Origin of the sequence: Streptomyces sp. NRRL B-24085, from assembly GCF_001282115.1 — a bacterium.
Classification (GTDB): Bacteria; Actinomycetota; Actinomycetes; order Streptomycetales; family Streptomycetaceae; genus Streptomyces.
The window spans coordinates 19,854-44,958 of record NZ_LJBR01000006.1; the positions used below are offsets into that span (position 1 = coordinate 19,854).

The 25,105-nt window shown below is 73.0% G+C and carries 20 protein-coding genes and 1 pseudogene; 11 read left to right on the forward strand and 10 right to left on the reverse strand.

What is annotated here, in order from left to right; translation table 11 throughout:
• Positions 1 to 278: 278 nt before the first annotated feature.
• Complete coding sequence (gene pgm / locus AOJ26_RS00740; RefSeq protein WP_053846170.1) at positions 279 to 1,919, forward strand: phosphoglucomutase (alpha-D-glucose-1,6-bisphosphate-dependent); 1,641 nt, start codon at positions 279 to 281, stop codon at positions 1,917 to 1,919.
• A gap of 140 nt (positions 1,920 to 2,059) precedes the next feature.
• Complete coding sequence (locus tag AOJ26_RS00745) at positions 2,060 to 2,959, forward strand: amidohydrolase family protein (RefSeq protein WP_107092800.1); 900 nt, start codon at positions 2,060 to 2,062, stop codon at positions 2,957 to 2,959.
• A 183-nt stretch (positions 2,960 to 3,142) separates the two neighbouring features.
• Here AOJ26_RS00745 and AOJ26_RS00750 read toward each other — a convergent pair whose 3' ends face one another.
• The 3 genes from AOJ26_RS00750 to AOJ26_RS00760 form a co-directional block, all read right to left on the reverse strand.
• Positions 3,143 to 4,072 carry an SCO2400 family protein gene (locus AOJ26_RS00750; RefSeq protein WP_179200271.1) on the reverse strand — a complete coding sequence of 310 codons (930 nt, stop codon included), beginning with the start codon at positions 4,070 to 4,072 and terminating at the stop codon, positions 3,143 to 3,145.
• 302 nt (positions 4,073 to 4,374) lie between these two features.
• Positions 4,375 to 5,586: a hypothetical protein gene (locus tag AOJ26_RS00755; protein ID WP_053846172.1), complete on the reverse strand. Its 1,212-nt coding sequence runs from the start codon at positions 5,584 to 5,586 to the stop codon at positions 4,375 to 4,377.
• 90 nt (positions 5,587 to 5,676) lie between these two features.
• A complete protein-coding gene (locus AOJ26_RS00760) occupies positions 5,677 to 6,399 on the reverse strand; it encodes a TetR/AcrR family transcriptional regulator (RefSeq protein ID WP_053846173.1) in 723 nt (240 codons plus the stop codon).
• A 151-nt stretch (positions 6,400 to 6,550) separates the two neighbouring features.
• Here AOJ26_RS00760 and AOJ26_RS00765 point away from each other — a divergent pair, with 151 nt between their 5' ends.
• The 9 genes from AOJ26_RS00765 (at position 6,551) to AOJ26_RS00805 (ending at position 18,005) form a co-directional block, all read left to right on the forward strand.
• Positions 6,551 to 8,056: an APC family permease gene (locus tag AOJ26_RS00765; RefSeq protein WP_053846174.1), complete on the forward strand. Its 1,506-nt coding sequence runs from the start codon at positions 6,551 to 6,553 to the stop codon at positions 8,054 to 8,056.
• 21 nt (positions 8,057 to 8,077) lie between these two features.
• Entirely contained in the window at positions 8,078 to 9,730 is a 1,653-nt protein-coding gene (locus AOJ26_RS00770; RefSeq protein WP_053846175.1) for an amidohydrolase, read from the forward strand.
• A gap of 123 nt (positions 9,731 to 9,853) precedes the next feature.
• Positions 9,854 to 11,512, forward strand: coding sequence for an NAD-dependent malic enzyme (locus AOJ26_RS00775; protein ID WP_053846188.1), 1,659 nt, complete (start codon positions 9,854 to 9,856; stop codon positions 11,510 to 11,512).
• Between the two features lie 114 nt (positions 11,513 to 11,626).
• On the forward strand, positions 11,627 to 12,643 hold the full coding sequence (locus AOJ26_RS00780; RefSeq protein ID WP_053846176.1) for a LacI family DNA-binding transcriptional regulator: 1,017 nt from the start codon (positions 11,627 to 11,629) through the stop codon (positions 12,641 to 12,643).
• Between the two features lie 209 nt (positions 12,644 to 12,852).
• The gene (locus tag AOJ26_RS00785) at positions 12,853 to 14,286 is read left to right on the forward strand and encodes a GH1 family beta-glucosidase (RefSeq protein WP_053846177.1); all 1,434 of its coding nucleotides are present in this window, start codon (positions 12,853 to 12,855) and stop codon (positions 14,284 to 14,286) included.
• An 83-nt stretch (positions 14,287 to 14,369) separates the two neighbouring features.
• Positions 14,370 to 14,837: a MarR family winged helix-turn-helix transcriptional regulator gene (locus tag AOJ26_RS00790; RefSeq protein WP_053846178.1), complete on the forward strand. Its 468-nt coding sequence runs from the start codon at positions 14,370 to 14,372 to the stop codon at positions 14,835 to 14,837.
• 297 nt (positions 14,838 to 15,134) lie between these two features.
• Positions 15,135 to 16,241 (forward strand): LLM class flavin-dependent oxidoreductase, encoded by a 1,107-nt coding sequence (locus AOJ26_RS00795; RefSeq protein ID WP_053846179.1) that lies wholly within the window; start codon positions 15,135 to 15,137, stop codon positions 16,239 to 16,241.
• 68 nt (positions 16,242 to 16,309) lie between these two features.
• Positions 16,310 to 16,741 (forward strand): tetratricopeptide repeat protein, encoded by a 432-nt coding sequence (locus tag AOJ26_RS00800; RefSeq protein ID WP_053846180.1) that lies wholly within the window; start codon positions 16,310 to 16,312, stop codon positions 16,739 to 16,741.
• A gap of 163 nt (positions 16,742 to 16,904) precedes the next feature.
• Positions 16,905 to 18,005, forward strand: a complete 1,101-nt coding sequence (locus AOJ26_RS00805; RefSeq protein ID WP_234358393.1) for an ABC transporter substrate-binding protein — start codon at positions 16,905 to 16,907, stop codon at positions 18,003 to 18,005.
• Positions 18,006 to 18,036: 31 nt separating this feature from the next.
• Here AOJ26_RS00805 and AOJ26_RS00810 read toward each other — a convergent pair whose 3' ends face one another.
• From AOJ26_RS00810 to AOJ26_RS00835, 7 genes and pseudogenes are all read right to left on the reverse strand, one after another.
• Positions 18,037 to 18,390, reverse strand: coding sequence for a VOC family protein (locus tag AOJ26_RS00810; RefSeq protein ID WP_053846181.1), 354 nt, complete (start codon positions 18,388 to 18,390; stop codon positions 18,037 to 18,039).
• Positions 18,391 to 18,579: 189 nt separating this feature from the next.
• Positions 18,580 to 19,560, reverse strand: a complete 981-nt coding sequence (locus tag AOJ26_RS00815; protein WP_053846182.1) for an aldo/keto reductase — start codon at positions 19,558 to 19,560, stop codon at positions 18,580 to 18,582.
• Positions 19,561 to 19,848: 288 nt separating this feature from the next.
• On the reverse strand, positions 19,849 to 20,220 hold the full coding sequence (locus tag AOJ26_RS00820; protein ID WP_234358394.1) for a hypothetical protein: 372 nt from the start codon (positions 20,218 to 20,220) through the stop codon (positions 19,849 to 19,851).
• A 110-nt stretch (positions 20,221 to 20,330) separates the two neighbouring features.
• Positions 20,331 to 21,452: a PP2C family protein-serine/threonine phosphatase gene (locus tag AOJ26_RS00825; protein WP_053846183.1), complete on the reverse strand. Its 1,122-nt coding sequence runs from the start codon at positions 21,450 to 21,452 to the stop codon at positions 20,331 to 20,333.
• A 30-nt stretch (positions 21,453 to 21,482) separates the two neighbouring features.
• Positions 21,483 to 21,771, reverse strand: a pseudogene (locus tag AOJ26_RS44055) (hypothetical protein); the annotation flags it as partial.
• 174 nt (positions 21,772 to 21,945) lie between these two features.
• Positions 21,946 to 23,232: an MFS transporter gene (locus tag AOJ26_RS00830; protein WP_086724837.1), complete on the reverse strand. Its 1,287-nt coding sequence runs from the start codon at positions 23,230 to 23,232 to the stop codon at positions 21,946 to 21,948.
• Positions 23,233 to 23,457: 225 nt separating this feature from the next.
• On the reverse strand, positions 23,458 to 25,105 hold a 1,648-nt coding region (locus tag AOJ26_RS00835; protein ID WP_053846184.1), incomplete at its 5' end, for a helix-turn-helix domain-containing protein.

Below are 25,105 nucleotides of genomic sequence, written 5' to 3' on the forward strand. Positions count from 1 at the left end.
CGGGCGGAGGAACCGTCCGGCGAGCCGGAGGAACACGAGGTGAGGAGCGCCAACACGCAAGCGGTGACCGCGGCGACGGCTGCGGTGGACGACGTCCTTCTACGCATCATGACGCCCATTGAACCCCCACCGCCCGCCTCGTCGGCAGGCCGCCGCCCGGGACCCCGTCGCCGGCCCGGGGCCACACGGAAGCGTGCACCCACGCGCGTCCCCACCACCCCGGCGGGGGAGAATGGGGCCCGTACCCCAACGGTCGACCCTTGCGGAGGAGCGGGTAAATGCAGAACGCGCGAGCGGGGCAGGTCGCCGGGCCCGATGACCTCATCGACGTGGCCCGTCTGGTCACGGCGTACTACACGCTCCACCCCGACCCGGCCGAACCGGGACAGCGGGTGGCCTTCGGCACCTCGGGACACCGCGGTTCGTCCCTCGCGGCGGCCTTCAACGAGGACCACATCGCGGCCACCAGCCAGGCCATCTGCGAGTACCGAGCCGCCCAGGGCACCGACGGACCCCTCTTCCTCGGCGCCGACACCCACGCCCTGTCGGAGCCCGCGCGGATCACGGCACTGGAGGTGTTCGCGGCCAACGACGTGACCGTCCTCATCGACCAGGCGGACGGCTACACGCCCACCCCGGCCGTCTCGCACGCCATCCTCACCCACAACCGGCAGTGGACCTCCGCGCTCGCCGACGGGGTCGTCGTCACGCCCTCGCACAACCCGCCCGCCGACGGCGGCTTCAAGTACAACCCGCCGAGCGGCGGCCCCGCCGGCTCCGAGGCGACCTCCTGGATCCAGGACCGCGCCAACGAGATCATCACCGGTGGTCTGAAGGACGTACGGCGCATCCCGTACAGCCGCGCGCTGGCCGCCCCCGGCACCGGCCGCCACGACTTCCTCGGCGCCTACGTGGCCGACCTCCCGAACGTCCTGGACCTGGACGCGATCCGGTCCGCCGGGGTCCGCATCGGCGCCGACCCGCTCGGCGGCGCCTCGGTCGCCTACTGGGGCCGGATCGCCGAGGAGCACCGGCTCGACCTCACGGTGGTCAATCCGCTCACCGACCCCACCTGGCGCTTCATGACGCTGGACTGGGACGGCAAGATCCGCATGGACTGCTCGTCGCCGTACGCCATGGCCTCGCTCATCGAGCGGCGCGACCGCTTCGACATCGCCACCGGCAACGACGCCGACGCCGACCGGCACGGCATCGTCACACCGGACGCGGGCCTGATGAACCCCAACCACTACCTGGCCGTGGCCATCTCGTACCTGTACGCGCACCGCGAGCAGTGGCCCGCGGGAGCGGGGATCGGCAAGACCCTCGTGTCGTCCAGCATGATCGACCGGGTCGCGGCGGACCTCGGCCGGACCCTGGTCGAGGTGCCCGTCGGCTTCAAGTGGTTCGTGGACGGCCTGTCCGACGGCACGATCGGCTTCGGCGGCGAGGAGTCGGCCGGCGCGTCCTTCCTGCGCCGGGACGGCTCGGTGTGGACCACCGACAAGGACGGCATCATCCTCGCCCTGCTCGCCTCCGAGATCACGGCGGTCACCGGCAAGACCCCGTCGCAGCACTACGCCGGGCTCACCGACCGCTTCGGCGCCCCCGCCTACGCGCGCGTCGACGCCCCGGCCACCCGCGAGGAGAAGGCCCTGCTCGGCAAGCTGTCCCCGAGCCAGGTCACCGCCGACACCCTCGCCGGCGAGCCGGTCACCGAGGTCCTCACCGAAGCCCCGGGCAACGGCGCCGCCCTCGGCGGCATCAAGGTGGCCACCGCCAACGCCTGGTTCGCCGCCCGCCCCTCGGGCACCGAGGACGTCTACAAGATCTACGGGGAGTCCTTCCTCGGCCCGGACCACCTGAGCCGGGTCCAGGAGGAGGCCAGGTCCGTGGTGCTGGCGGCGCTGAACGCCTGACCCGGCGCCCGGCCCCGGCCCGCGGCCGTGACCAGATCACGGCCGCGGGCCCTGCCCGTGCCCTCTCTGTGACGGATCCCTCACCGCGCCCCTCGCGGAAACGGTCGCCGTACCCCCCACCAGGGACGATCGTGGGCGGCATGAACGATCGCGACGAGGCGACGCACGACGAGGCCGACGAGGTCCGCCGCTTCTGGGGCCGGCTCGGACTGCCGGGCCTGATCGACGTCCACACCCACTTCATGCCCGAGCGGGTCCTGCACAAGGTCTGGGAGTACTTCGACAGCAACGGGCCGCTGATCGGCGGGCTGGGCTGGCCGATCACGTACCGGAAGGCGGAGGACGAGAGAACGGCCCTGCTGCGCGGGTTCGGCGTCCGGGCCTTCACCGCGATGCTCTACCCCCACAAACCCGGCATGGCCAGGTGGCTGAACGGATGGGCGGCCGACTTCGCCCGCCGCACCCCCGACTGCCTGCACACCGCCACCCTCTACCCCGAGCCGGACGTCGAGACGTACGTGCGCGAGGCCGTCGAAGCGGGGGCGCGGGTCTTCAAGGCGCACGTCCAGGTCGGCGGCTACGACCCCGCCGCCGACCTCCTCCAGGGGGCCTGGGGGCTGCTGGCCGAGGCGGGCGTCCCCGTGGTGATCCACTGCGGCTCCGGGCCCGCGCCCGGCAAGCACACCGGTCCCGGGCCGATCGCGCGGGTCCTGGCCCGGCACCCGGGGCTGCGGCTGATCGTCGCGCACATGGGGATGCCGGAGTACGAGGAGTTCTTCGACCTCGCCGAACGGTACGACCAGGTGCGTCTGGACACGACGATGGCGTTCACCGACTTCACCGAGGACTTCATGCCGTTCCCGCGCCGCGCGCTGCCCCGGCTCGCCGCCCTCGGCGACCGCGTCCTGCTGGGCTCCGACTTCCCCAGCATCCCCTACCCCTACCTGCACCAGCTGCACGCCCTGGAACGCCTGGACCTGGGAGCGGAGTGGCTGCGGGCCGTCTGCCACGACAACGCGAGCAGGCTGTTCGACGTGTGACACCGCCATCTGGCCCGGGCGCCCGCCGACGGCCCTGAGGATGGAGGAAGGGCCGTCGCGACCTCCCCAGGTGAGACGGCCCTTCCTCCGGGTAAGCATCGACTCTGCTACCCCGAAGATCCGGACTCATGCCCGATCTTTCCGGGAGGGCTGAGCGGGCGCCCCTCTCGGGGCCCGCCCGCGTCAGTTGATGCAGAGCAGGTTGAGCACGCACAGCCCCGACGGGTCGGTCGCGGACGACGAGGAGCTGCCCGTCTGCGAGGACTGCGAGCTGTCGCCGCCCGTGCTCGTGCCGGTGTTCGTGCTCGTCGTGCCGTCCGAGGACGAGGACGAGGACGAGGAAGACGACGAGGACGAGGACGAGTCAGAGGTTCCCGTCGACGTGCCGGTCGTCCCGGCCGTGCCCGTCGTCGTGGTCGTGGCACTCGTGCCGCCGGTGCCGGCCGTGAGCGTCGAGGAGAGCGAGCCCTGGGACTGCGAGCGCGAGCCGGTCGTCGCCGTCTGCGTGCGGGAGGTGACGGAGTCCGTGTGGACCGACGACAGGGTCGTGGCGGACGCCGAGTCGGCTGTCCGCCGGTGCGCGCCCGCCTTCGCGGCGGGAGTGGCCGTCGCCTGCTGTGCCGTGGCGGGCGTCGAGGCCGGCTGGGCGTCGTCCGAGGTGGGCAGCTCCGCCATGCCCATGGCCCGGGGGTCCGGGGAGGTGGCCGCCTGCGCCCGGGTGTGGGACTGCTGGCTCATCGCGGTGACGGTCAGGCCGCCGCCGACGAGGGCGACGGCGGTCGCGACCACGGCCTTGCGCTGGTTCTTCTTCCAGCGGGCCCGCTGGCGCCGCCGTGCCGCCCGGCCCTCCGTCAGCACCGGCCCGTCCACCACGTCCTCGGACGCGACACCGGGGTCGGTGTCGGCCGCCGGCTCCTCGGGGAGCCCCGCGTCGTGCCACTCGGGTGCTTCGTCCCACGCCGCGGCCGCCGTGCCGGTCGTCGTGCCGACGTGGGCGGGGGGAGCGATGTCCGGGGCGTAGGCGCCGCATCCGGGACACGCCAGGGCGCCGTTGAGATGCCGACGGCACGAGGAGCAGTAGTCCATCTGGTCTTCCTGAGTCGACTGCACCATCGGCCCGATGGCCGTGGCCGGTCTCGTTCGCACGGGGGATCGAGCCGGAGGCAAAAGTAGCGAGGCTTTCGAAAGGCGGTGTGCAGCCTGTGTGATGCTCCTGCGCAGATGTCCGAGGGGTGCGATGGGCGCGAGGGGCGTACGTCGGATTCACGCCACTTGTCCGAGATGCGACCCCCGCGGTGTGGCCCGACCGGGTGGGCTGGCGGCCAACGCGGGCCCCGTTACGGCGAGTTGGCCGTGCACGGGGCCCGCTCCGCAGGGCCGGTGCCGTGGACCGGGCTCAGGAAGCCCGTCGATGGTCAGCCGCGCCGGACCGTCCAGAGGGTGGCGTGGTAGACGCCGTCGGGGCTGGTGGGATCGGTCGGGGCCGTCGCGCTGTTGCCGACGGCGGCGCCGTGCCGGTCCACGTCGGACGCCGTGGAGTGGACGCCGCCGATGGCGGGCAGGAGCGTGAACTCGCCGGTGTCGATCCGGTACACGTAGGCGAAGGGGCCGGGGTTGGTGTCCCCGGCGGCGAAGTTCCCGGCCACGCCATTGATGTAGGTCCGGCCGGGTCCGGGGCCGAAGGCCGACAGGGTCCTGGTGCGCAGGTCGTAGCGGTACGCGCCCGGGCGTGTGGTGGCGAGGACGGTGTGCCCCGTGACGACCGGACGGTAGGACATCTCGGGGCCGAGGTCGCTCCAGACCCCGCTGCGGATGTCGTACGCGAAGCCGCGCTCGGGTGGTCCGCCGGAGGAACCGTCCGGCTTCGGCTGGAAGGTGCCGACGACCGTGTGCCCGGTGATCGAGGTGACCTTGCTGGACACGCCGTTGTCGTACCTGCTCAGGTCGGTCCAGGCGTGGGTGTGCAGGTCGTGGACGTAGGCGTGGCCGACCTCGAACGGCGTGCCGGGGTGGTCCCAGGTGCCGGCGACGTACCGGTTCAGGGAGGTCCCGGCCGCGGTGCTGGTGCCGTCCGGGCCGACCGGGGAGTCGAGTTCGGTCATCGTGCCGGTACGGGCGTCGTAGGCGTAGGCGTGGGTGTTCTGGTTGCCCGGTGTCCGGGCGCTGCCCACCACCGTGTGGCCGCTGATGTCGGTGACATGGCTGTCGCCGCCGCCGAAGGTGCCGACGGCCCGCGTCCGGCCGGTGCGCAGGTCGTGCACGAACCCCCGGCGGTCGCCGCCGGCCAGCGAGGAGTCGCCGATCACATAGCGGCCCTCGACGTCGAGCGCGGTGCTCTCCGGACCCCCGAGCGTGCCGAGGTCGGTCATGACGTGCGTGGAGCGGTCGTAGGCGAAGGCGTGCGAGTGGAAGTCGTCGCCGGCCAGGGTGGAACTGCCGACCACCGTGTCGGCGTCGAGGGCGAACCCTGAGCTGTAGGTGCCGCCGAGGGTGCCCAGGTCGAGGGCGGTGTACTGCGGCGCGGACGGCTTCGGGGCCTGGGCGAGCGCCGGGCCCGAGCCGAGTCCGAGCAGTGCGAGCGCGACCGCCGCGACCGAGGCGCGGGCGGTTAATCGTGTGTGTCTCATCGAGTCCCCCCTGTGGACTGGTGCGATCTTGACGTTGCTACCGTCCGGCCCCTCGGGCCAACCCCCGTCCCACGGAACGTACGGAAAAACTCATCCGGGTGACGAACCCCTCCTGGACGCCCGGCGCGCCGGCGCGCGCGCCGCCAGCGCCTCCAGCAGCAGGTCCACCGCCGCCTCGAACGAACTCTCCGCCATCCCCGGCAGCTCGCGCCGTACCGCGGTGAGCGCCGGGTACGCCCCCGGGTCCAGGGCTTGGTAGACCTCCCGCCAGGCGCGGTGGTCGGCCTCGCGCTGCTGCCGGGGGAGCGCCTGGAACGCCGCGTCCGTGGCCGCGTGGCTGAGCACGGTGTCGATGAAGGCCAGGTACAGGCGGGCCGCGTCGGCCGGTGCGAAGCCCGCCGACAGCAGCAGGCCGATCCCCGTGTCCACCGCCCGGATCTCGCTGGTGCGCCGGGTCACCCGGTGCGCGGCCAGGGCGGCCGCCCGCGGATGGGCCAGGTATCCGGCCCGCACCCGCAGGGCCATCTCGCGCAGCGAGGCCACCCAGTCGTCCCCGGGGACGAATCCCGCCATCGCGTCGCCGATGATCCGGTCCGCGATGGCGAGCACCAGGTCGTCGGTGTCGTGGAAGTAGCGGTACAGGGCGGTCGGGTCGCAGCCCAGCGCCGCGCCGAGCCGGCGCACGCTCAGCGCCTCGGGGCCGTGCTCGCCGATCAGCCGCAGGGCGGTTTCGACGATCAGCTCCTCGGACAGCAGGACACCGGTGCGGGTGGGGCGTCGGCGCCGGCGTTCCTCGGGGACACGGCTGGACACGACCGGACTCCTCTCGCCGCGGGGCCCTCAGTGAACGGCCCCCGGCCCCCTTACGTCAACAGGGTTGACCCAAAGTGGACGGGGGCTGTTCCATCACCTCACCGCGCGGCTCTTCTCCTCTTCCCCGTCCCCTGGCCCCGAGGAGCCCTCCATGTCGTCCAGACCGCCCCAGCCCTCCGCACCGAGCCCGGACCTGCGCCGCTCCCTCGGTGTCGTCGACGGCGTCGCCATCGCCGCGTCCAGCACGGCGGCCACCACCAGCATCGCCATCGGCATGGGCACGATCGCCACCGTCGTCGGCCTCCAGGCACCGGCCCTGCTGATCCTGGCGTTCCTGCCGGTCCTCGGCATCGCCACCGCCTACGCCCGCCAGAACCGCTCGGAGCCGAACTGCGGCAACGGCTACGTCTGGGTCGGCAAGTCACTCGGCCCCTGGCCCGGCTTCCTGACCGGCTGGGTCACCCTGGTCGGCTCGGTCATCTTCTGCGCCTACACCAGCGCGATCATGGGCTCGGTCGTCCTGGCCTTCGCCAACAAGGCCGGACTGCGCAGCGTCGCCGGCCTCGCCCTCGACCCGACCTCCACCGGCGTCACCACCGCGGTCGGACTGGTGATCCTCCTCGCCCTCACCGCGCTGGCCGTCACCGGGGTGCGGGCCGCGACCCGCTTCCAGTTCGCCCTCCTGGTCTTCGAGTACGCGGTCCTGCTGGCCTTCTGCGGCTGGGCCCTGATCACCGGCGACCACGCCCTGTCGCTGTCCTGGTTCAACCCCTTCGAGATCGCCGGCGGCACCGCCTTCGCCCAGGGCATGGTCCTCGCGGTGTTCTTCTTCTGGGGCTGGGACGCGGCGTTCAGCGTCAACGAGGAGACGAGGAGCCCGGGCGACGCGGCCCGCGGCGGCCTCATCGCCCTGTTCGCGATGCTCGGCCTGTTCCTCTTCGCCTCGGTCGCCTTCCAGCGGGAGATGAGCCTGGCCGAACTCGTCAGGAACGGCCCCCAGGCCCTGCCGTACCTCGGGGAGAAACTGGCCGCCGAACCCTGGGCCACCCTCCCCCTGGTCGCGCTGATGTTCTCCGCGGTCGCCTCCGTGCAGGCCACGCTGATCCCCACGGCACGCGGCCTGTTCGCGATGAGCCGCGACCGCACGATGGGACCGCTGTGGACCCGCGTCCACCCGCGCTGGGGCACCCCCGCGGCCGGCACGGCCGTCGTGATGTCCGTCGCGGCCGTGATCGCCGTGCTCGCCGTCGCGATCCCCAAGCTCAGCGACATGCTGCTGGCCGCCGTCAACGCCATCGGACTGATCGTCGCCCTCTACTACGGCCTCACCGCGCTCGCCTGCGCCGTGCGCTTCCGCTCCGCACGCCACGACGGAGCACGGGAGGCGCTGCTCGCCGTCGGCGTGCCCGCGGTGTCCGGACTGATCCTGCTGGGCCTCGGCGGCTACCTCGGATACTCGTACCTGGCCATGAGCGACCACTTCGAACTCAGCCCGGACAACGGCTGGTTCATGTTCTCGCTGCCCGCCGCGATCGTCCTGGCCGGCCTCGGCATGGCCGCCGTCGCCAAGTACGGGCGGCACTCGCCCTACTTCTCCACCGGGCGCGGCACCGACGCCGACTCCCTGACCCTGCCGATGGACCGTACGGCGGTCTGATCCCTCCTGGAGTTCACCCTCATGTCACCCACCGCGGACCTCGTCCTCACCGGCGGTCCCGTGCACACCGTCGATCCCGCCCGCAGCACCGCCACCGCCGTGGCCGTGCGCGAGGGGCGGATCGCCGCCGTCGGCCACGACGAGGTGCACGAGCTCATCGGCCCGCGCACCGAAGTCGTCGACCTGGCAGGGAAGTCGCTCCTCCCGGGCTTCCAGGACGCGCACGTCCACCCGCAGGGCGCGGGCCTCGAACTGGGCCTGTGCCACCTCGCCGACACCGTCGACCCGGACGAGTACCTGCGCCGGATCAAGGTGTACGCCGACCAGCACCCGGACGCCGAGTGGATCACCGGCGGCGGCTGGTCCCTGGAGGCGTTCCCCGGCGGAGCGCCCACCGCGGCGGCCCTCGACGCGGTCGTCCCCGACCGGCCCGTGTTCCTGCCCAACCGCGACCACCACGGCGCCTGGGTCAACAGCCGTGCCCTGGAACGCGCCGGCATCGACGCCCGCACGCCGGACCCCGCCGACGGCCGCATCGAACGCGACGCCGACGGCAACCCCACCGGGATGCTCCAGGAGGGAGCCGTCCACCTGGTCGGGAGGCTGGTCCCGGACCCCACCGCGGAGGAACAGCTCAGGGCCCTGCTCCGGGCGCAGGCCGTGCTGCACGCGTACGGGGTCACCGCCTGGCAGGACGCCATCGTCGGCGCGTACGCCAACATGACCGACCCGGCGCCCTCCTACCTCGCGGCCCTCGACCGGGGCCTGCTCACCGCCAGGGTGGTCGGCGCCCTGTGGTGGGACCGTGCGCGAGGCGCCGAACAGATACCCGAACTCGTCGCCCGCCGTGCGGAGTTGGACCGGGGCCGGTTCCGGGCGGGCACCGTGAAGGTCATGCAGGACGGCATCGCGGAGAACCACACCGCCGCGATGCTGGACCCCTATCTGACCGACTGCGGCTGCGCGTCGGACAACAGCGGCATCAGCTTCGTCGCGCCGGACGACCTGCGGAAGTACGTCACCGAACTGGACGCGTCCGGCTTCCAGGTCCACTTCCACGCGCTCGGCGACCGCGCGGTACGCGAGGCGCTGGACGCCGTGGAGGCCGCCCGCACGGCCAACGGCCGGCGCGACACCCGGCACCACCTGGCCCATCTCCAGGTCGTGCACCCGCACGACGTCCCCCGGTTCCGCGCCCTGGGTGCGAGCGCCAACCTCCAGATGCTGTGGGCCGCCCACGAACCGCAGATGGACGAGCTGACCCTGCCCTTCCTCGGCGACGAGCGCGGGGCACGCCAGTACCCCTTCGGCGACCTGCTGCGGGCCGGCGCCACCCTGGCCGCCGGCAGCGACTGGCCGGTCAGCAGCCCCGACCCGTTCCAGGCCATCCACGTCGCCGTCAACCGGATCGCCCCCGGCGCCCCCGAGGGCACCCCGGAGTTCCTTCCGGGCCAGCGCCTCGACCTGGGCACCGCCATCGCCGCGTACACCGCGGGCAGCGCCTACGTGAACCACCTCGACGACATCAGCGGCAGCATCGCCGTGGGGAAGTCGGCCGACCTCGTCGTCCTCGACCGCGACCCGTTCGCGGGCCCGCGCGAGGAGATCGCGGCCACCCGTGTCCTGCAGACCTTCGTCGAAGGGCAGCGGGTCCACGCGGCGGGGGACGCCTGAACGAGTGGAACCCCCGCCCCCGGAACCGGTGATTCCGGCGTCCGGGGACGGGGCAGTAGGGATGCTGACGGGACGGCCGCGCACACCGAGGCCGTCCCGATGCCCGTCGAACCGAGGAACACCATGGCCACTCCCAGCCCCGACCGTGTCCGAGGAACCGCCCTCCTCGCCGACCCCCTGCTCAACAAGGGAACCGCGTTCACTCCCGAGGAGCGCGCCGCACTCGGTCTGGACGGGCTGCTGCCACCGGCGACGGAGACGCTGGAGGAACAGGCGGACCGGGCGTACGCGGCGTTCCTCGGCTACGACAAGACGCTCAACCGGCACATCTACCTGCGCCAGCTCCAGGACACCAACGAGGTGCTCTTCTACGGTCTGCTCACCCGGCACCTGGAGGAGATGCTGCCGGTCGTCTACACCCCCACGGTCGGCGAGGCCTGCCGCCGCTTCAGCGAGATCTACCGCAGGCCGCGCGGTCTGTTCCTGACCTACGAGGACCGGCACCGCTTCCGGGAGATCCTGCGCAACCGGCCCGGCGGCGAGGTCGACGTCATCGTCGTCACCGACGGCCAGCGCATCCTCGGCCTCGGCGACCAGGGGGTGGGCGGCATGGGCATCCCGATCGGCAAGCTCAGCCTCTACACCGCCATCGGCGGCATCCACCCCGCCCGCACCCTGCCGATCCTCCTCGACGTCGGCACCGACAACGAGCAGCTGCTGACGAACGCGCACTATCTCGGCCGCAGGCAGCACCGCGTCACCGGGGATGCCTACGACGAGATGATCGAGGCGTTCGTCTCCGCCGTGGAGGCCGAACTCCCCGGCACCCTGCTCCAGTGGGAGGACTTCGCGACCGCCCACGCCCGGCCCATCCTCGGCCGCTACCAGGACCGGCTGCTCACCTTCAACGACGACATCCAGGGCACCGCGGCCGTGGCACTGGGCGCGCTGACCACCGCCACGAAGGTCGCCGGATCGTCCCTGACCGACCACCGGATCGTGGTCCTGGGCGCGGGATCGGCGGCGATCGGCGTCGCCGACATGATCCGTACCGCACTCGTGGAGGAGGGCCTGTCCGAGGAGGAGGCGGCCGACCGGTTCTGGTTCGTCGACATCGACGGCCTGCTGGTGAGCTCCCGCACCGACCTCACCCCCGAGCAGCGGGTCTACGCCCGCGACGACGAGGAGGTACGGCAGTGGGGCGGGGACGCGCCCGACCTGGCCCGGGTCGTCGGTGAGGTGGAGCCGACGGCGCTGATCGGGCTCTCCACCGCGCACGGCGCCTTCACCGAGGAGATCGTGCGCACGATGGCCGGCTCCTGCGACCGGCCGGTGATCCTGCCGCTGTCCAACCCCACCTCGAACGCCGAGGCCGACCCCGCCGACCTCGCCCGCTGGACCGACGGCAGGGCCCTGATCGCCGCCGGATCGCCCTTCCCGCCGCTCACGGTGGACGGGCGCGAGGTGCCGGTCGCGCAGGCCAACAACGTCTACGTGTTCCCCGCCGTCGGTCTGGCGGTCACGGCCTGCCGGGCCCGCCGGGTGACCGACCGCATGATGGTGGCGGCGGCCCGCGCCGTGGGGGAGTGCGCCGTGCGGGCGGGCGCCGACGGAGCCACCCCGCTGCTGCCCCCGCTGGCGAGCATGCGGGACGCGGCCCGCGAGGTCGCGCTCGCGGTGGCCCGGGCAGCCGTCGAGGACGGCGTCGCCCCCGAGGCGACGGAGGCGGAGCTGCGCGAGGCGATCGCGCAGGCGCAGTGGACACCCCGGTACGCGTCCTGAACGCCGGGTCCCGGGAGGGGAGCGGAGGGTCCGGGAAGGCGGCCCGGCGGCTGTGACAGTATCGGCGGTGGGCGTGAGGCCGCCCGCTCGGGTCGAGGGCAGAGGACGAGTGACATGGACCGGCCGCCGGGCATGATGGACGTGGCCCGGGAGGCCGGCGTCTCGCACATCACCGTCTCCCGCGTCGTCAACGGCCATCCGTCGGTGCGGCCGGAGACCCGGGCCCGGGTCGAGGCGGCGATCCAGAAGCTGGGGTACCGCCGCAACAGCGTCGCGAGGGCCCTCAAGAGCCGGCGTTCCTCGACGATCGGCGTGGTGATCGTCGGGTCGGAGCTGTTCGAGCTGCCGCGCATCCTCCTCGGCGTGGAGACGGCCGCCAAACAGGCCGGCTACTGGGTGAGCCTGGCCAGCCGGCAGGGCGAGAGCACCACCGGCGACCTCATGGAGACACTGCAACGGCTCACCGACCAAGCGGTGGAGGCGATCGCGGTCGTCGCCGACCGGCCCGACACGGTGGAGACGCTGGCCGGCCTCTCGCTCGGGGTGCCGGTGGCGGTGGTGATGTCCGGCAACGCGCCCGATCCCGAACTGAGCTTCGTCGAGGTCGACCAGGAGCTCGGCGCCCGGCTCGCCGTCCGGCACCTCCTCGACCTCGGACACCGCGACATCGCCCATCTGACCGGCGCCCTGCGCACCTTCGACGCCCGGGCCCGCGTCGAGGGGTGGCAGGCCGAGCTCACCGCCGCGGCGGCCCAAGGACCCCTGTTGGAGGGCGACTTCGGCGCGGAGAGCGGGTTCCGCCTGGCCGAGGCGCTCTGCGACGCCGACGGCGGCCTGCCCACCGCCGTCTTCGCGGGCAACGACCAGATGGCCATGGGCGTGCTGGCCGCCTTCGCCCGACGGGGCGTGAAGGTGCCGCACGACGTGTCGGTCGTCGGCTTCGACGACATGAAGGGCGCCGGATACCTGGTGCCTGCCCTGACCACGGTCTGCCAGGACTTCGCCCACCTGGGCAGGAGCGCCATCGAACTGCTGGTGCGCAGACTGGACGGGGAACCGGCGCAGCGGCAGAAGCTCACGCCGCGGCTCGTCGTGCGCGACAGCACGGCCGCTCCCCGCGCGGACGCCTGAACTCCGGCGCGGAGCAAGGGAGTCGGACAGCTGCTCCGCTCCCGGGCCGACGGCGGGGCCGGGGACCGTGGGCGAACCACGGCTCCTGTGCGAACACCGCACGCGGTGATTGGCCGGGGCCAAGCCCTTGACAGCTTGTTAACGTTAACATCACCGTGGTTACCGGACACCGCCCCCCCATCCCTGGCCTTCACCGGAAAGCGACCCGCATGTCGACAGCCCAGCCCCCGTCCTTCCCCGCGCACTTCCTCCTCGGCTCCGCGACCGCCGCCTACCAGATCGAGGGCGCCGTCGACGAGGACGGGCGCGGCCCCTCCATCTGGGACACCTACTCCCACACCCCGGGCAAGACGTGGAACGGCGACACCGGTGACGTGGCCGCCGACCACTACCACCGCCTCGACGAGGACCTCGACCTCATGGCCTCCCTCGGCCTGAAGGCGTACCGGTTCTCCATCGCCTGGCCGCGCATCCAGCCCACCGGCCGGGGCCCGGCCAACCCCAAGGGGCTGGACTTCTACAGCCGGCTGGTCGACGGCCTGCTCCAGCGGGACATGGTCCCCGTCGCGACCCTCTACCACTGGGACCTGCCCCAGGCGCTGGAGGACGAGGGCGGCTGGACGAACCGCGACACCGCGTTCGCCTTCGCCGACTACGCACGCATCGTCGGCGAAGCCCTCGGCGACCGTGTCGCCGTCTGGACCACGCTGAACGAGCCGTGGTGCTCCGCCTATCTCGGCTACGGCTCCGGAGCGCACGCCCCCGGCCGCACCGACGGCGCGGCGGCGCTGACGGCGGTCCACCACCTCAACCTCGCCCACGGGCTCGCGGTCCAGCAGCTCAGGGAGGTCGCCACCAACGACCCGCAGTACTCGGTCACCCTCAACTTCCACGTCCTGCGCGGTGAGGGGGACGGCGCCGAGGAGGCCGTACGCCGGATCGACGCGCTGGCCAACCGGGCGTTCACCGAACCCCTGCTGCGCGGCCACTACCCGCAGGACCTCATGGAGGACACCGCGGCCATCACGGACTGGTCGTTCGTCGAGGACGGCGACCTGGCCCGCATCCACCAGCCCCTGGACCTGCTCGGCGTCAACTACTACGCCACGACCAGGGTGCGGCTGTGGGACGGCGCCACGGCGCGGCAGAACAACGACGGGCACAAGGACATGGGCGGCTCGCCCTGGCCGGGCTCCCCCCAGGTGGAGTTCGTCGCGCAGGAGGGCCCGCACACCGCCATGGGCTGGAACATCGACCCCGACGGACTCGAAGAGCTCCTGCTGGACCTGCACACCCGGTTCCCGGACCAGCCGCTGGTCATCACCGAGAACGGCGCCGCCTTCGAGGACCGCCTCGTCACCCGCCCCGACGGCAGCCAGGCCGTCCACGACCCGGAGCGGATCGACTACCTGTACCGGCACTTCCTCGCCGCCCACCGTGCGCTCACCGCCGGAGTCGACCTGCGCGGGTACTTCGTGTGGTCGCTGATGGACAACTTCGAGTGGGGCTACGGCTATTCGAAGCGGTTCGGCATCGTGCACGTCGACTACGAGACGCAGCGCCGCACCCTGAAGGACAGCGCCCTGTGGTACCGGGAACTGGCGACCAAGGGCAGCATTCCGCCCCCGGGAACCACGGAGTAGCCCGGACGGGGCCGGCCGGGGAGCCGAGCGCCGCCTGGCCCCGCACAATTCGGTGATGTGTCAACTCCGCTTACACTTTTTCCATGGCAGACACAGTGCGATGGCTGACGCCGGAGGAGCAGCGCGCGTGGCGGGGTTTCGTCCGGTTGCACGAGCGGCTCGGCGGACGTCTCGGGCGCATGCTCCAGTCCGAGTCCAGGGTGTCGCCCGCGGACTTCGCCGTGCTGGTCCATCTCACGGACACCCCGGAGGGGCGGCAGCGGTACCAGGATCTGGCCCGTGCGCTGGAGTGGGAGAAGAGCAGGATGTCCCACCACATCGCGCGGATGGCCGGGCGCGGGCTGGTGGTCCGGGAGGAGTGCCCGGAGGACGCGCGCGGCGCCTTCGTGGTCATCACGGACGCCGGCCGGGCGGCCATCGAGGCGGCGGCCCCGCGTCATGTCGAGGCGGTGCGTGAACTGTTCATCGACCATGTCACACCGGCCGAGCTGCGGGTTCTGGCCGAGATCTCCGAGCGCGTCATCGGCAAGCTGGACGAGAACCCGGCCTGACGCGGAGGTCTTCGCAGTCGTCCTCGCGGTGTGCGGCGGCTGACTCGACCTGACGCACGCAAGCCTCCGGTCGCCACCGAACCGGTCATCGGGGCGACGAGGGCCGTCGGCGGCAGCGATGCCGGGTCCTGCCTGCGAAAGTCCACGATCGGGATCCCGTGGCGCCAACCGCCCTCGCCCGCGTTCTGCCTGCTCGGAATCCCCGTGGGCCTGCTCCGGACCGAGCGGAATAGCCGGGGGTGGCCCCGTGTTGGGCGGGTATAGTTGATGCATCAACCACTAGGAGGGGTGAGGGCGATGCAGTTCGGCATCTTCACCGTCGGGGACGTGGCCACCGACCCGCACACCGGCCGTACGCCGACCGAGCACGAGCGCATCAAGGCCATGGTCGCGATCGCGCTGAAGGCGGAGGAGGTCGGACTCGACGTCTTCGCGACCGGTGAGCACCACAACCCGCCGTTCGTGCCCTCCTCTCCCACGACCCTGCTCGGCCACGTCGCCGCGCGCACCGAGCGCATCATCCTCTCGACGTCCACGGCGCTGATCACCACGAACGACCCGGTGAAGATCGCCGAGGACTACGCGATGCTCCAGCACCTGGCCGACGGCCGGGTGGACCTGATGATGGGCCGCGGCAACACCGGCCCGGTCTACCCCTGGTTCGGCAAGGACGTCCGGGACGGCATCAACCTCGCCATCGAGAACTACGCCCTGCTGCGCCGCCTGTGGCGCGAGGACGTCGTGAACTGGGAAGGCAAGTTCCGCACCCCGCTCCAGGGCTTCACCTCCACCCCCCGGCCCCTCGACGGAGTCGCGCCGTTCGTGTGGCACGGCTCCATCCGCTCGCCGGAGATCGCCGAACAGGCCGCCTACTACGGCGACGGGTTCTTCCACAACAACATCTTCTGGCCGAAGGAGCACACCGGGAAGCTGATCGACCTGTACCGGGAGCGGTACGCGCACTACGGCCACGGCACCCCCGAGCAGGCCGTCGTCGGCCTCGGCGGCCAGGTCTACATGCGCCACAACTCCCAGGACGCCGTCCGGGAGTTCCGCCCGGTCTTCGACCACTCACCGGTGATGGGAGGCGGGATCAGTATGGAGGAGTACATGCGACAGACCCCGCTCACCGTCGGCACTCCGGACCAGGTCATCGAGAAGACCCTGTCCTTCCGCACGTACGCCGGTGACTACCAGCGCCAGCTGTTCGTCGTGGACGGCGGCGGCATCCCGCTGAAGACCGCCCTGGAACAGATCGACATGCTGGGCGAGGAGGTCGTACCGGTGCTGCGCGAGGAGTTCGCCCGGAACCGGCCGGCCGACGTGCCCGACGCCCCCACCCACGCCTCCCTGCTCGCCGCCCACGAGGCGGAGCGCGCCGCGACCGCCGCACCGGCGGTCTGAACCCGAATCCCAGGACCCTCGCGACGAAGCCGGTCCGCGCGAAGGCGCGGCCGGCGGACGGAGCCATCATGACCGACAACTTCAACGCGTACGCGGCCACCGGTGGGGTGGCGCCCGACCGTTGGGCCAGCGCGCTGCACCTGTTCGACGACGGCGTCGGAGTGCCGCACGAGGAGACCACCGTCGAGCGCTGGGAGCGGGCCGGGCTGCTGTTCGAGGCGCGCGACTACAGCGGTGCCGCGAAGCTCCTCGCCGCCGTCGTCGAGGAGGCGCCGGAACAGACCGGCCCCCGGCTGCTGCTGGCGCGCGCCTACTACCACTCCGCCCAACTGCGGCGTGCCGAGGAGCAGTTGCGGGTGATCGTCGAGCGCGATCCGGTGGAGCACTACGCCCACCTGATGCTGGGACGCACCCTGCAACGGCTGGGCCGCGCGGAGGAGGCGGAGCCCTGGCTGCGGATGGCCGGCGCGTTCGCGGGCGAGTTCCCGGACGACGACTGAGCGGCGAGGGCGGTGCACTCGGGCGGCGGGCATCGTGCCGACGGATCACTCCGGCTGGACGACGAGCCCGCCGCCCGCCGCATGCCGAGGGCGGCCTGCTGAAGCGCTTCTCAGGTCCCGGAAACACTCAAGAGGTTGCCCTCGGGCCGGGGTGAGGGGTGCAATGACCGGCATGATCACTCAGGTGCGTCCGGCGGCGCCGGTCCGGATCGGCGCTCTCGTTCCGCTGACGCGGCCCGGCTGGGTCGAGGCCGGCCGGCACCTGCTCGCCGGCCTGGAACGGGCCGTCGACGAGGTCAACGAGGCCGGCGGGATCGACGGAAGACCTCTCGAACTGGCGGTCCGGGACACCGCGGCCGATCCGCTGCGGGCCGCGGCGGCCGTGGACGAACTGGACCGGCTCGGCGTGGCCGCCGTGGTGGGCGAGTACCACAGCGTCGTCGCCCGCGCCGTTGCCGCCAGGGCCGACGCCCTCCGTCTGCCGTACCTCTGCTCGTCGGCGGTCCTCGACGCGCTGACCGAGCAGCCCACGCCATGGGTCGCGCGCCTGTCCCCGCCGCAGTCCCACGGCTGGCGGGTCTACGCCGACTTCCTCCTCGGCGCGGGCCACAGCCGTGTCGCCGTGGCGACCGAACCGAGCGTCTACTGGGCGACGGGGACCCGCATCCTCCGGGACCGGCTCACGGCACGAGGCGGCACCGTCGTCGAACTCGACGCGCGGGCCCTCACTCCCGAGGCGCTGTGCGACCGACTCGTGGAGCAGCGGGCGACGGCCCTCCTCCTGCTGGCCGGCTTCCCCGAGCCGGCCGTGTCGATCGTCCGGTCCGTCCGCCGCGACCGGCGCCTCGCCGAGGTCATGATCGGCGCTCCGGCCGGACAGCCCGAGTTCGCCGCATGGGCGGGGTCGCTGGGCGGCGACGGCACCGCGATCCCGTTCCTGCGCTATCTGCCCGAGCGTCTCGGCCCCCTCGGCGCACGGGTCGAGGCGGCACTCCGCGAGAAGCTGGGCGCGCCGCCCTCCTTCGTGGCCTTCGAGGGCTACGACACGATCGCCGTCCTCGCCGAGGTGCTGCGCACCCACGGAACGGACCGGGCGGACATCGCCGCGGCCTGGCCGCACGTGGCCGTGGAAGGCACCCGCGGCCGGATCCGGTTCTCCCGCACGCCGGGCACCGGTGTCTGGCAGTGGGACCGGGCGCCGGTCCGGATCGTCGACCGGGATCCGGCCGAACCCGACCGCTTCCGTACGCGTCACGCAGACTGAGGGCCGGAACGGCGCTCCTGCCCTCGACGGGTCAGGCGGGCTGCCACAGCTCGACGCGGCTGCCCTCCGGGTCGGTGACCCAGCCGAAGCGGCCGACCCCCTGCATGTCCTGGATCTCCTCGGCCACGTCCGCTCCGCCCGCGCGCAGTTGCGCGAGCATCGCGTCCAGGTCGCGGACCCGGAAGTTGAGCATGGTCTGCTGGGCTCGGGACCCGAAGTAGTCGGTCCCGGACTCGAACGCCGCGAACACCGTGGGTCCGGCGTCCTGCCGCCACAGGCCGTTGTCGTCGGCCTCCAGGCCCAGGTGGTCGCGGTACCACGCGCTCAGGGCCACGGGGTCGGCGGCCCTGAGGAAGTATCCGCCGATGCCAAGCACACGTTCCATGCCGGCCATCCTGCCAGGAGCGCGGTCCGGCGGCCCGTCGCACGCGTGCGCGAGCGGCGGGCGCACGGACTTCTCCACGTGCCCCGCCGCTGCCGCCCCGGAGCGTCATCGGCCGCCCGATCGTCTCCGGTCATTCGGTGTGCCGCGCACCGAGGCAGGCGACCACCGATCCGCCGTGCGTACGGCGTGCTACGCCACAGGTGCCCGCTCGTCCAGGAGCCGCTCACTCCGCAGGTCGTCCCACAGCCCGGCCGGGATCTCCGCGCCGAACGCCGCCGTGTTGGCGCGCACCTCCTCCGCCGTGCGCATGCCGACGACGATGCCCGCGACCGCGGGATGGCGGAGCGGGAACGCCATCGCCAGCTCCGGGAGGGTCACGCCGTGGGCCTCGCAGACGTCGGCGATGCGGTGCGCGCGGTCCAGCATCCTCTGCTCGGCGGGGGCGTAGTCGAAGGTGCTGCCCTCGGTGGGCCGGGCCGTGGCGAGCAGACCGGAGTTGAAGACCGAGGCCGCGAGGACCGACACCCCGCGGTCCGTGCAGAGCGGCAGGAGTTCGTCCAGGGCGCTGTGGTCCAGGAGCGTGTAACGGCCGGACAGCATCACGACGTCGACGTCCGACTCCCTGACCAGCCGGACCAGTTGGCCGGGGTGGTACATCCCCGCGCCGATCGCCCCCACCACGCCCTGGGCGCGGAGTTCGGCGAGGGCCGGGTATCCGTCGCGCAACGCGTCCTCGAAGTGCTCCTCCGCGTCGTGCAGGAACAGTGTGTCGACACGGTCCACGCCCATCCGCTCCAGCGAGTCCTCCACGCTGCGCAGCACACCGTCCCGCGTGAAGTCCCACACCCTGCGGTGCGTGGCCGGCACTGCGAAGCTCTCGTCCATGCGGCCCGCCGGGTCCTGCGGGACCAGCAGCCGGCCGACCTTCGTCGACAGGGTGAACGAGTCGCGCGGCCGGTCCCGCAGCAGGGCGCCGATGCGGCGCTCGGAGTGGCCGATGCCGTAGTGCGGGGAGGTGTCGAAGTAGCGGATCCCGCTGTCCCAGGCCGCCTCCAGGGCGCCCGCGGCCGTCTCGTCGTCCAGCGGTGCGAAGAGACCGCCGAGCGGGCCGCCGCCGAAGCCCAGCTCCGTGACGTGCACATCGGTCTTGCCGAGCCGGTTCCGCCTCATCCGCCGTCTCCCCTCGTGTGGCCGACACCGAGCGATCATCCTGCCGTGGCGGGAGCCTCGGGGCACAGCGATTTTCCGGGCGGCGCGGGCGCGCGTTCCAGGTCTCGTGACCGCGGGCGGTGCTCTCGGGAAGACCTGGTGACTGGGCTCGCGCCGAACCGGTCGGGCCGCACGGTCCCTACGGCTCCCGGCGCCCGAGGCGGTCCGAGGAGCGCTCGTACGCCCGGAGCTTCTCCGGCGCCAGCACCCGGGAGAGCCCGTCGATGCCGTCGGCCCCGACCGTGGCGCTCACCAGGCCGACGGTCTCCCCGCCCCGGCGGACAAGCACTTGTCGGCGAACGCGCTGATCCTGGCCACCCGCTCCGCGCCCACCACCTCCAGCCGGGCCACGCCCCGCAGCCCGTTGCCGCCGGTGTAGACGACCACGTCGGCCGACAGCACCCTCTCCAGCGCCGCCACGTCGCCACGTCGCCGCGCCGCCGCAACGAAGGCGTCGAGCAGCCGTCGGTGCTCCACCGTGCCGACGGGCCCACGGCGCTCGGCGGACAGCCGCTTGCGGGCCCGGCTGACGACCTGCCGCACATTCGCCTGGGCCAGCCCGACGATGCCCGCGATCTCGTCGTACGGATAGTTGAACGCCTCGCACGCCTCCCTGCGCACCCGCGCCGACTGCGCCGCACCTCACGTCCTGGGCTTGGGAGACACTGCCCAGGGTGTCCATGGAGGTGATGCCACGGCGGCCTCCGGGACCGCTGCGGGCCCGCGCGGTCTCAGGTGCGCAGGGAACGGCGGACCGTCAGGACGGCCACGTCGTCCTGGGGACCGCCGTTCCCGGCGAAGGCGCGGGCGTCGTCGTGCAGGGCCTGCGGCAGCTCGGTGGGGGACAGGCCGGCGTACTTGGTCAGGCGCTCGTCGAGCGGATAGAAGGTGCCGTCGGCGGACCGGGTCTCCGTCAGGCCGTCGGTGCTCAGCAGCAGCGTCGCGCCCTCGGGGAAGTCGAACCAGCCCACGGTCGTGGGCTCGTGGGCGAGCTCGGCCAGACCCAGTGGGACGCCCGGTTCGAGTTCGAGCGTGCTGACCGTCCCCTCGTGCAGCACATGCGGCAGGACGTGCCCGCAGTTGACGGCCTGCACCTCGGTGTCCGCGTCGACGCAGACGATGAGCGCGGTGACGAACCGCTCGTCGTCGCCGGTGTGCAGGGCGTAGGAGTTGTGCCGCACGACGGCGGCGTCCAGGGCGTCGACCAGCGCGGTGAGGGTCGGCTCGCGGTGGGCCGCCTCCCGGAAGGCGCCGATGACGGCGAACGCGGAGCCCACGGCGGCGAGCCCCTTGCCCTGCACGTCCCCGATCAGCACCCGCGTACCGAAGGGCGAGTCCACGACGTCGTAGATGTCCCCGCCGACGAGCCGTTCCTCCTGGAGCGGCTCGTACACGCCGTTGACCAGGACGTCGACGGTCATCAGGGGCAGGGGATGCAGGATGTGCCGCTGCATGGCCGCGGCCGTGGACCGCAGGCGCAGCATCGCCTCCTCGCGTCTGATCCGGCGGTGGCATCCGTAGACGGAGGTCGCCGCGAGGACCACGGTGAACAGGATCAGCAGCAGCCGGTCGAACCAGTGGCCCGCCTGGCGGTCCCGCAGCAGCACGCTGGCGGTGACGACGAGCGTGGTCCACACGGCGACGAACGCCGTCTGCCGGACCGTGCCCAGCGCCGAGGCGGCACCCGGCAGAAACACCAGGAGCCCGAGGAGCCACACCTCGGACCCGGACAGCGCGCCGAGGAACTCGACCACGCCCGTCACACCGACCACCGCGGCGACGAGCTGGGCGTCGCCGGGCGGCTCGATGGTGTCGAAGGTGTCGCCGGGTCTCCTGCGGCGGCTACCGGTCATGCGGGCTCCCGGGCAGACGGTGATCTGCCTCTACGGTATGCAGGCCCGCTGCGGCCCGGTGCGGCGCCCCGCCGGTCGGGACCCTCCCGGCCTGCGGCCACTCAGCTCCGCCGGTACCGGTTCGGTGCCGCGCACCACGGTGTTGCTGACACCGCCGTGCCCCCGACCCTGACGGTGACCGTGTCCCCGGGCCGCGGGGCCGGGTCCTGCCTGCCGCGCGGCCGCACAGCTCGGCGCAGCAGCGGCCGTTTCCGCAGGCCCCGGAGCCGAGAACGTCTCCGGGGCGCGCCCAGCTCCCGCGCGAGGCGCAGGCTGTCAGAGGCGCAGGCCGTCCTCTTCCCGAACGTCCAGCTCATGCGAGGCGGCATCCGGTGCACGCCCAGGACGCGGCGCACATCCGGCTGCGCCGGAAGGTGGCGGAAATGGGCTTGGCTGCGGCGCCCGTGCGGGGAGCCTCAGCACAGTGCAGAGCCCGCCCCCCGAGGAACCGCCGTCAGGCCGCTTCGTCCGGCAGAGGGCGGGCGCCGGAAGTCGCCGGCCGTCGCCGTACGCCCCTCAGGCCCGCGGCGACCAGGAGTGCGGCCGCCCCCAGGACCCCCACCGCACCCGCCAGGCTCCCCACGGCCGACTCCCCGGCCAGCAGCACCAGCGGGCACACGAACTCGCCGCCGAAGAACGCCGCCGTCCACAGGCCGGTACCGCGGCCGCGGTCCTCGAACGCCAACCGGGACATCGCGCTCGTGAGCAGGGCCGGCAGCAGCATCCCCGTCCCCACACAGTTGATCACCGCGCCGACCACCAGCAGCGGGGCGTTCCCCGCGAGGGACATCACCCCGAAACCGGCCGCGCACACCGCGAGCACGGCGGGCAGCATCGGCTCCGGCGCACGCTCCAGGCGGGCGAAGGCGATCGCCCCGCCCAGCGTGGCCGCACCGGCGACCGCCGTGGCCAGGCCGATCACCCCCGAGTTCGCCACCCCGAGGTCGTCGAGCAGATACGACATCTCGACCGGCACGGTGTAGAACACCATCGCCCCGAAGAAGGTGAGCGCACAGATGCCGCCCGACTGCCTCCAGGGGAAGGGCCGTCGAGGACCGGCCGGGCGCTCGGCAACGGTCACCCGGCTCGCGGTGCCGGGCAGCGCCGAGGCCATGAGCGGCGCCAGCACCAGGCTCACGGCGTACACCCAGAACGGCATCCGCCAGCCCGCCGCGCCCGCGGCCCCGCCGAGCACGAAGAACACGGTCGCCGACGCGGAGGCGCACATCGTCTGCAGCGCGAGGTACCGCACCCGCAGCCGCCCCGAGTAGTAGTCGCCGATCAGTGTCGTGCAGCACGTCATGATCGCGGCCTCGGTGACCCCGACCAACGCCCGGCTCGCGATGATCGCGCCCAAGGAGTCCAGCCACAGCGGCGCCGTGCCGAAGACGGCGTACAGCAGTGTCGCCACGATCAGCAGCCGCTTGCGCCCGAGCCGGTCCACGATCACCCCGGCGAACGGGGCGAGCAACGCCAGCGCCAGCGCGGGAACGGTCAGCGCGAGCGGCACGAGTGCCTTCGCGCCCGGCACGGACGCGAAGTGGTCCTGCATCTTCGGCAGCACCGGGGCGATCAGGACCGCCCCCAGGATCGGGAGGCAGCTTCCGGCCATCAGCAGGGTCACCCGCAGCAGATGGGCCGGGCCCGAGACGGCGACGGGCGGTGTCGTCCACCGCGGCGGGGGACGGGGGCACGGATCCGGGCATGACGACTCCAGGGACGGTGTACGGGAAGCGGTCATGCCGTGAGCGACACGCCCTGCGTGGGCGCGCTCGGCATGCCGGGGGCGTCCGCACACCGGCGGCTCGTCGGACAGCGGCGTGCGGGCTGGCACGACTATGAGCGGTACGGACGGCTCACCGCCATCCTCCACGCGATCCGAATCCCGTATCCGGTTCATCCATGGAGTGGATGAGCCTGATAAGGGGGCTGCCTGCCGGATTCCGGCCCGGGCCCGGCCCGCTCCTCAGCCCTCGTACTCCCGCAGCTTGCGGTACAGCGTCGCCCGTCCGATGCCGAGGGCCGCCGCCGCCCGGGACTTGTTGCCGCCGTGGCGGTGCAGGGTCTCCAGGATCGTGGCGCGTTCGGCGTGTTCCATCGGGCTGAGCGGGCGGACGGCGGGGCCCTCCCGCACGGTGTCCGGAAGCTCGTCCCGCCTAACCGGTCCCGCGATCCGCCGGTGTTCCGCCAAGGCCTGCACGACGTGGGCGAGTTCGGTGACGTTCCCGGGCCACGGATGCTGTTCGAGCGCCCGCAGGGCGTCCAGCGTCCAGGTCAGCGGAGGGCACCCCGGGGCCGGGCGCGGGGCGAGCGCCGACAGCAACTCCCTGATGTCCTCGGCGCGTTCACGCAGCGGCGGCAGGACGACCGTGCGGGCGGCCAGTTTGTCGAGGAGCCGCTGGAGGCAGGGCCCGGGTGCCGTGCCGGGGGTGTGGGTGACCAGCAGCCGGAGCTCCGGGTGCGTGTCGAGGAGGGAGTTGAGCGTGGCCACGGCGGGCTGCGTCAGGCGCTCGGCGTGCCGGAGGACCAGGGGACCCCCCGCAGCCCACTCGGCCAAGTCGCCTTCCAGGGTGCCGCCTTCGGCCGCGTCGACCACCTGAACGCCGGCCGGTCCCAGCAACTCCCGGGCCAGCGCGGTCTTTCCCGTCCCCCGTTCCCCGGTCAGCAGCACGGGCTCGGGGGAGCGGACCAGTTCGGCGGCGCGCTCGACCGCGTGACGCCACGGCGGGGAGGAACCCGCCAGGCAGGGCAACGGCACCGGCCGGGGCCTCGGGACGTCCTGCGCCCGCGGCTCCAGGACGGCCACGATCCCCACGACCACCCCCTCCTGGCGCACCGGGTCGATGCGGGCCCCGCACCCGGCTCCCTCGGGCAACTCGGCGACCGGCGGCGCGTCTGTGTGCCGTGCCGCCATCGCCGTGTGCTCGAGGGCCCGGAGCACCTCCGGAGTCGCCAGCCGCTCGGCCGCCGCACTGATCAGGCGGTTGCGGCCGTCCAGCGCGGCCACCGCGCGGTCCTCGCCGCGGGCGGCCCGCAAGTAGGCGTCCAGCAGGACCTGTTCGGGCCGTCCGGCCCGGGCCAGCAGTTCCGCTTCGACGGCCGCCGCGGCGGCCTCGGCGAGCGCCGCCTGCGGGTGCGGCGGGCGTCCGCCCGGCAGGTGGGAGGCGACGGTGAGCGTACCGAGCGCCTGTCCCCCCTTCGGCGCGAGGACCGGGACGCTGACCGCCGACACGTCCTGCCACAGGTCGAGGAAGTGCTCGGGCCCGTGCACCTCGGCACGGCGCCGGCTGCGCAGGGCGAGGGCCGCGCTGTTGTGACCGACCTCCTGCTCCGACAGCCCCGGGCAGGGGACGAGCCCGGGCGCGTTCCCGTACGTCCACAGCACGCGCAGCCGTGCGTCGGTGAGGAGGAGGACGGAGCGGCCGGTGCCGAGGGCGGGGGCGATCCGTTCGAGCACCGGGCGGGCGGCGCCGAGCAGCGCGGACTCGACCGGCCGGGGCGGATCGGCGGCGGGTTCCCGCAAGTCGTGCGGCACGCCGAAGTCGTGCGGTACGCCGTAGAAACGGGCCCGCCGCCACGCCGCGAGGACCTCCTCCGGCACACCGTCGGGCACC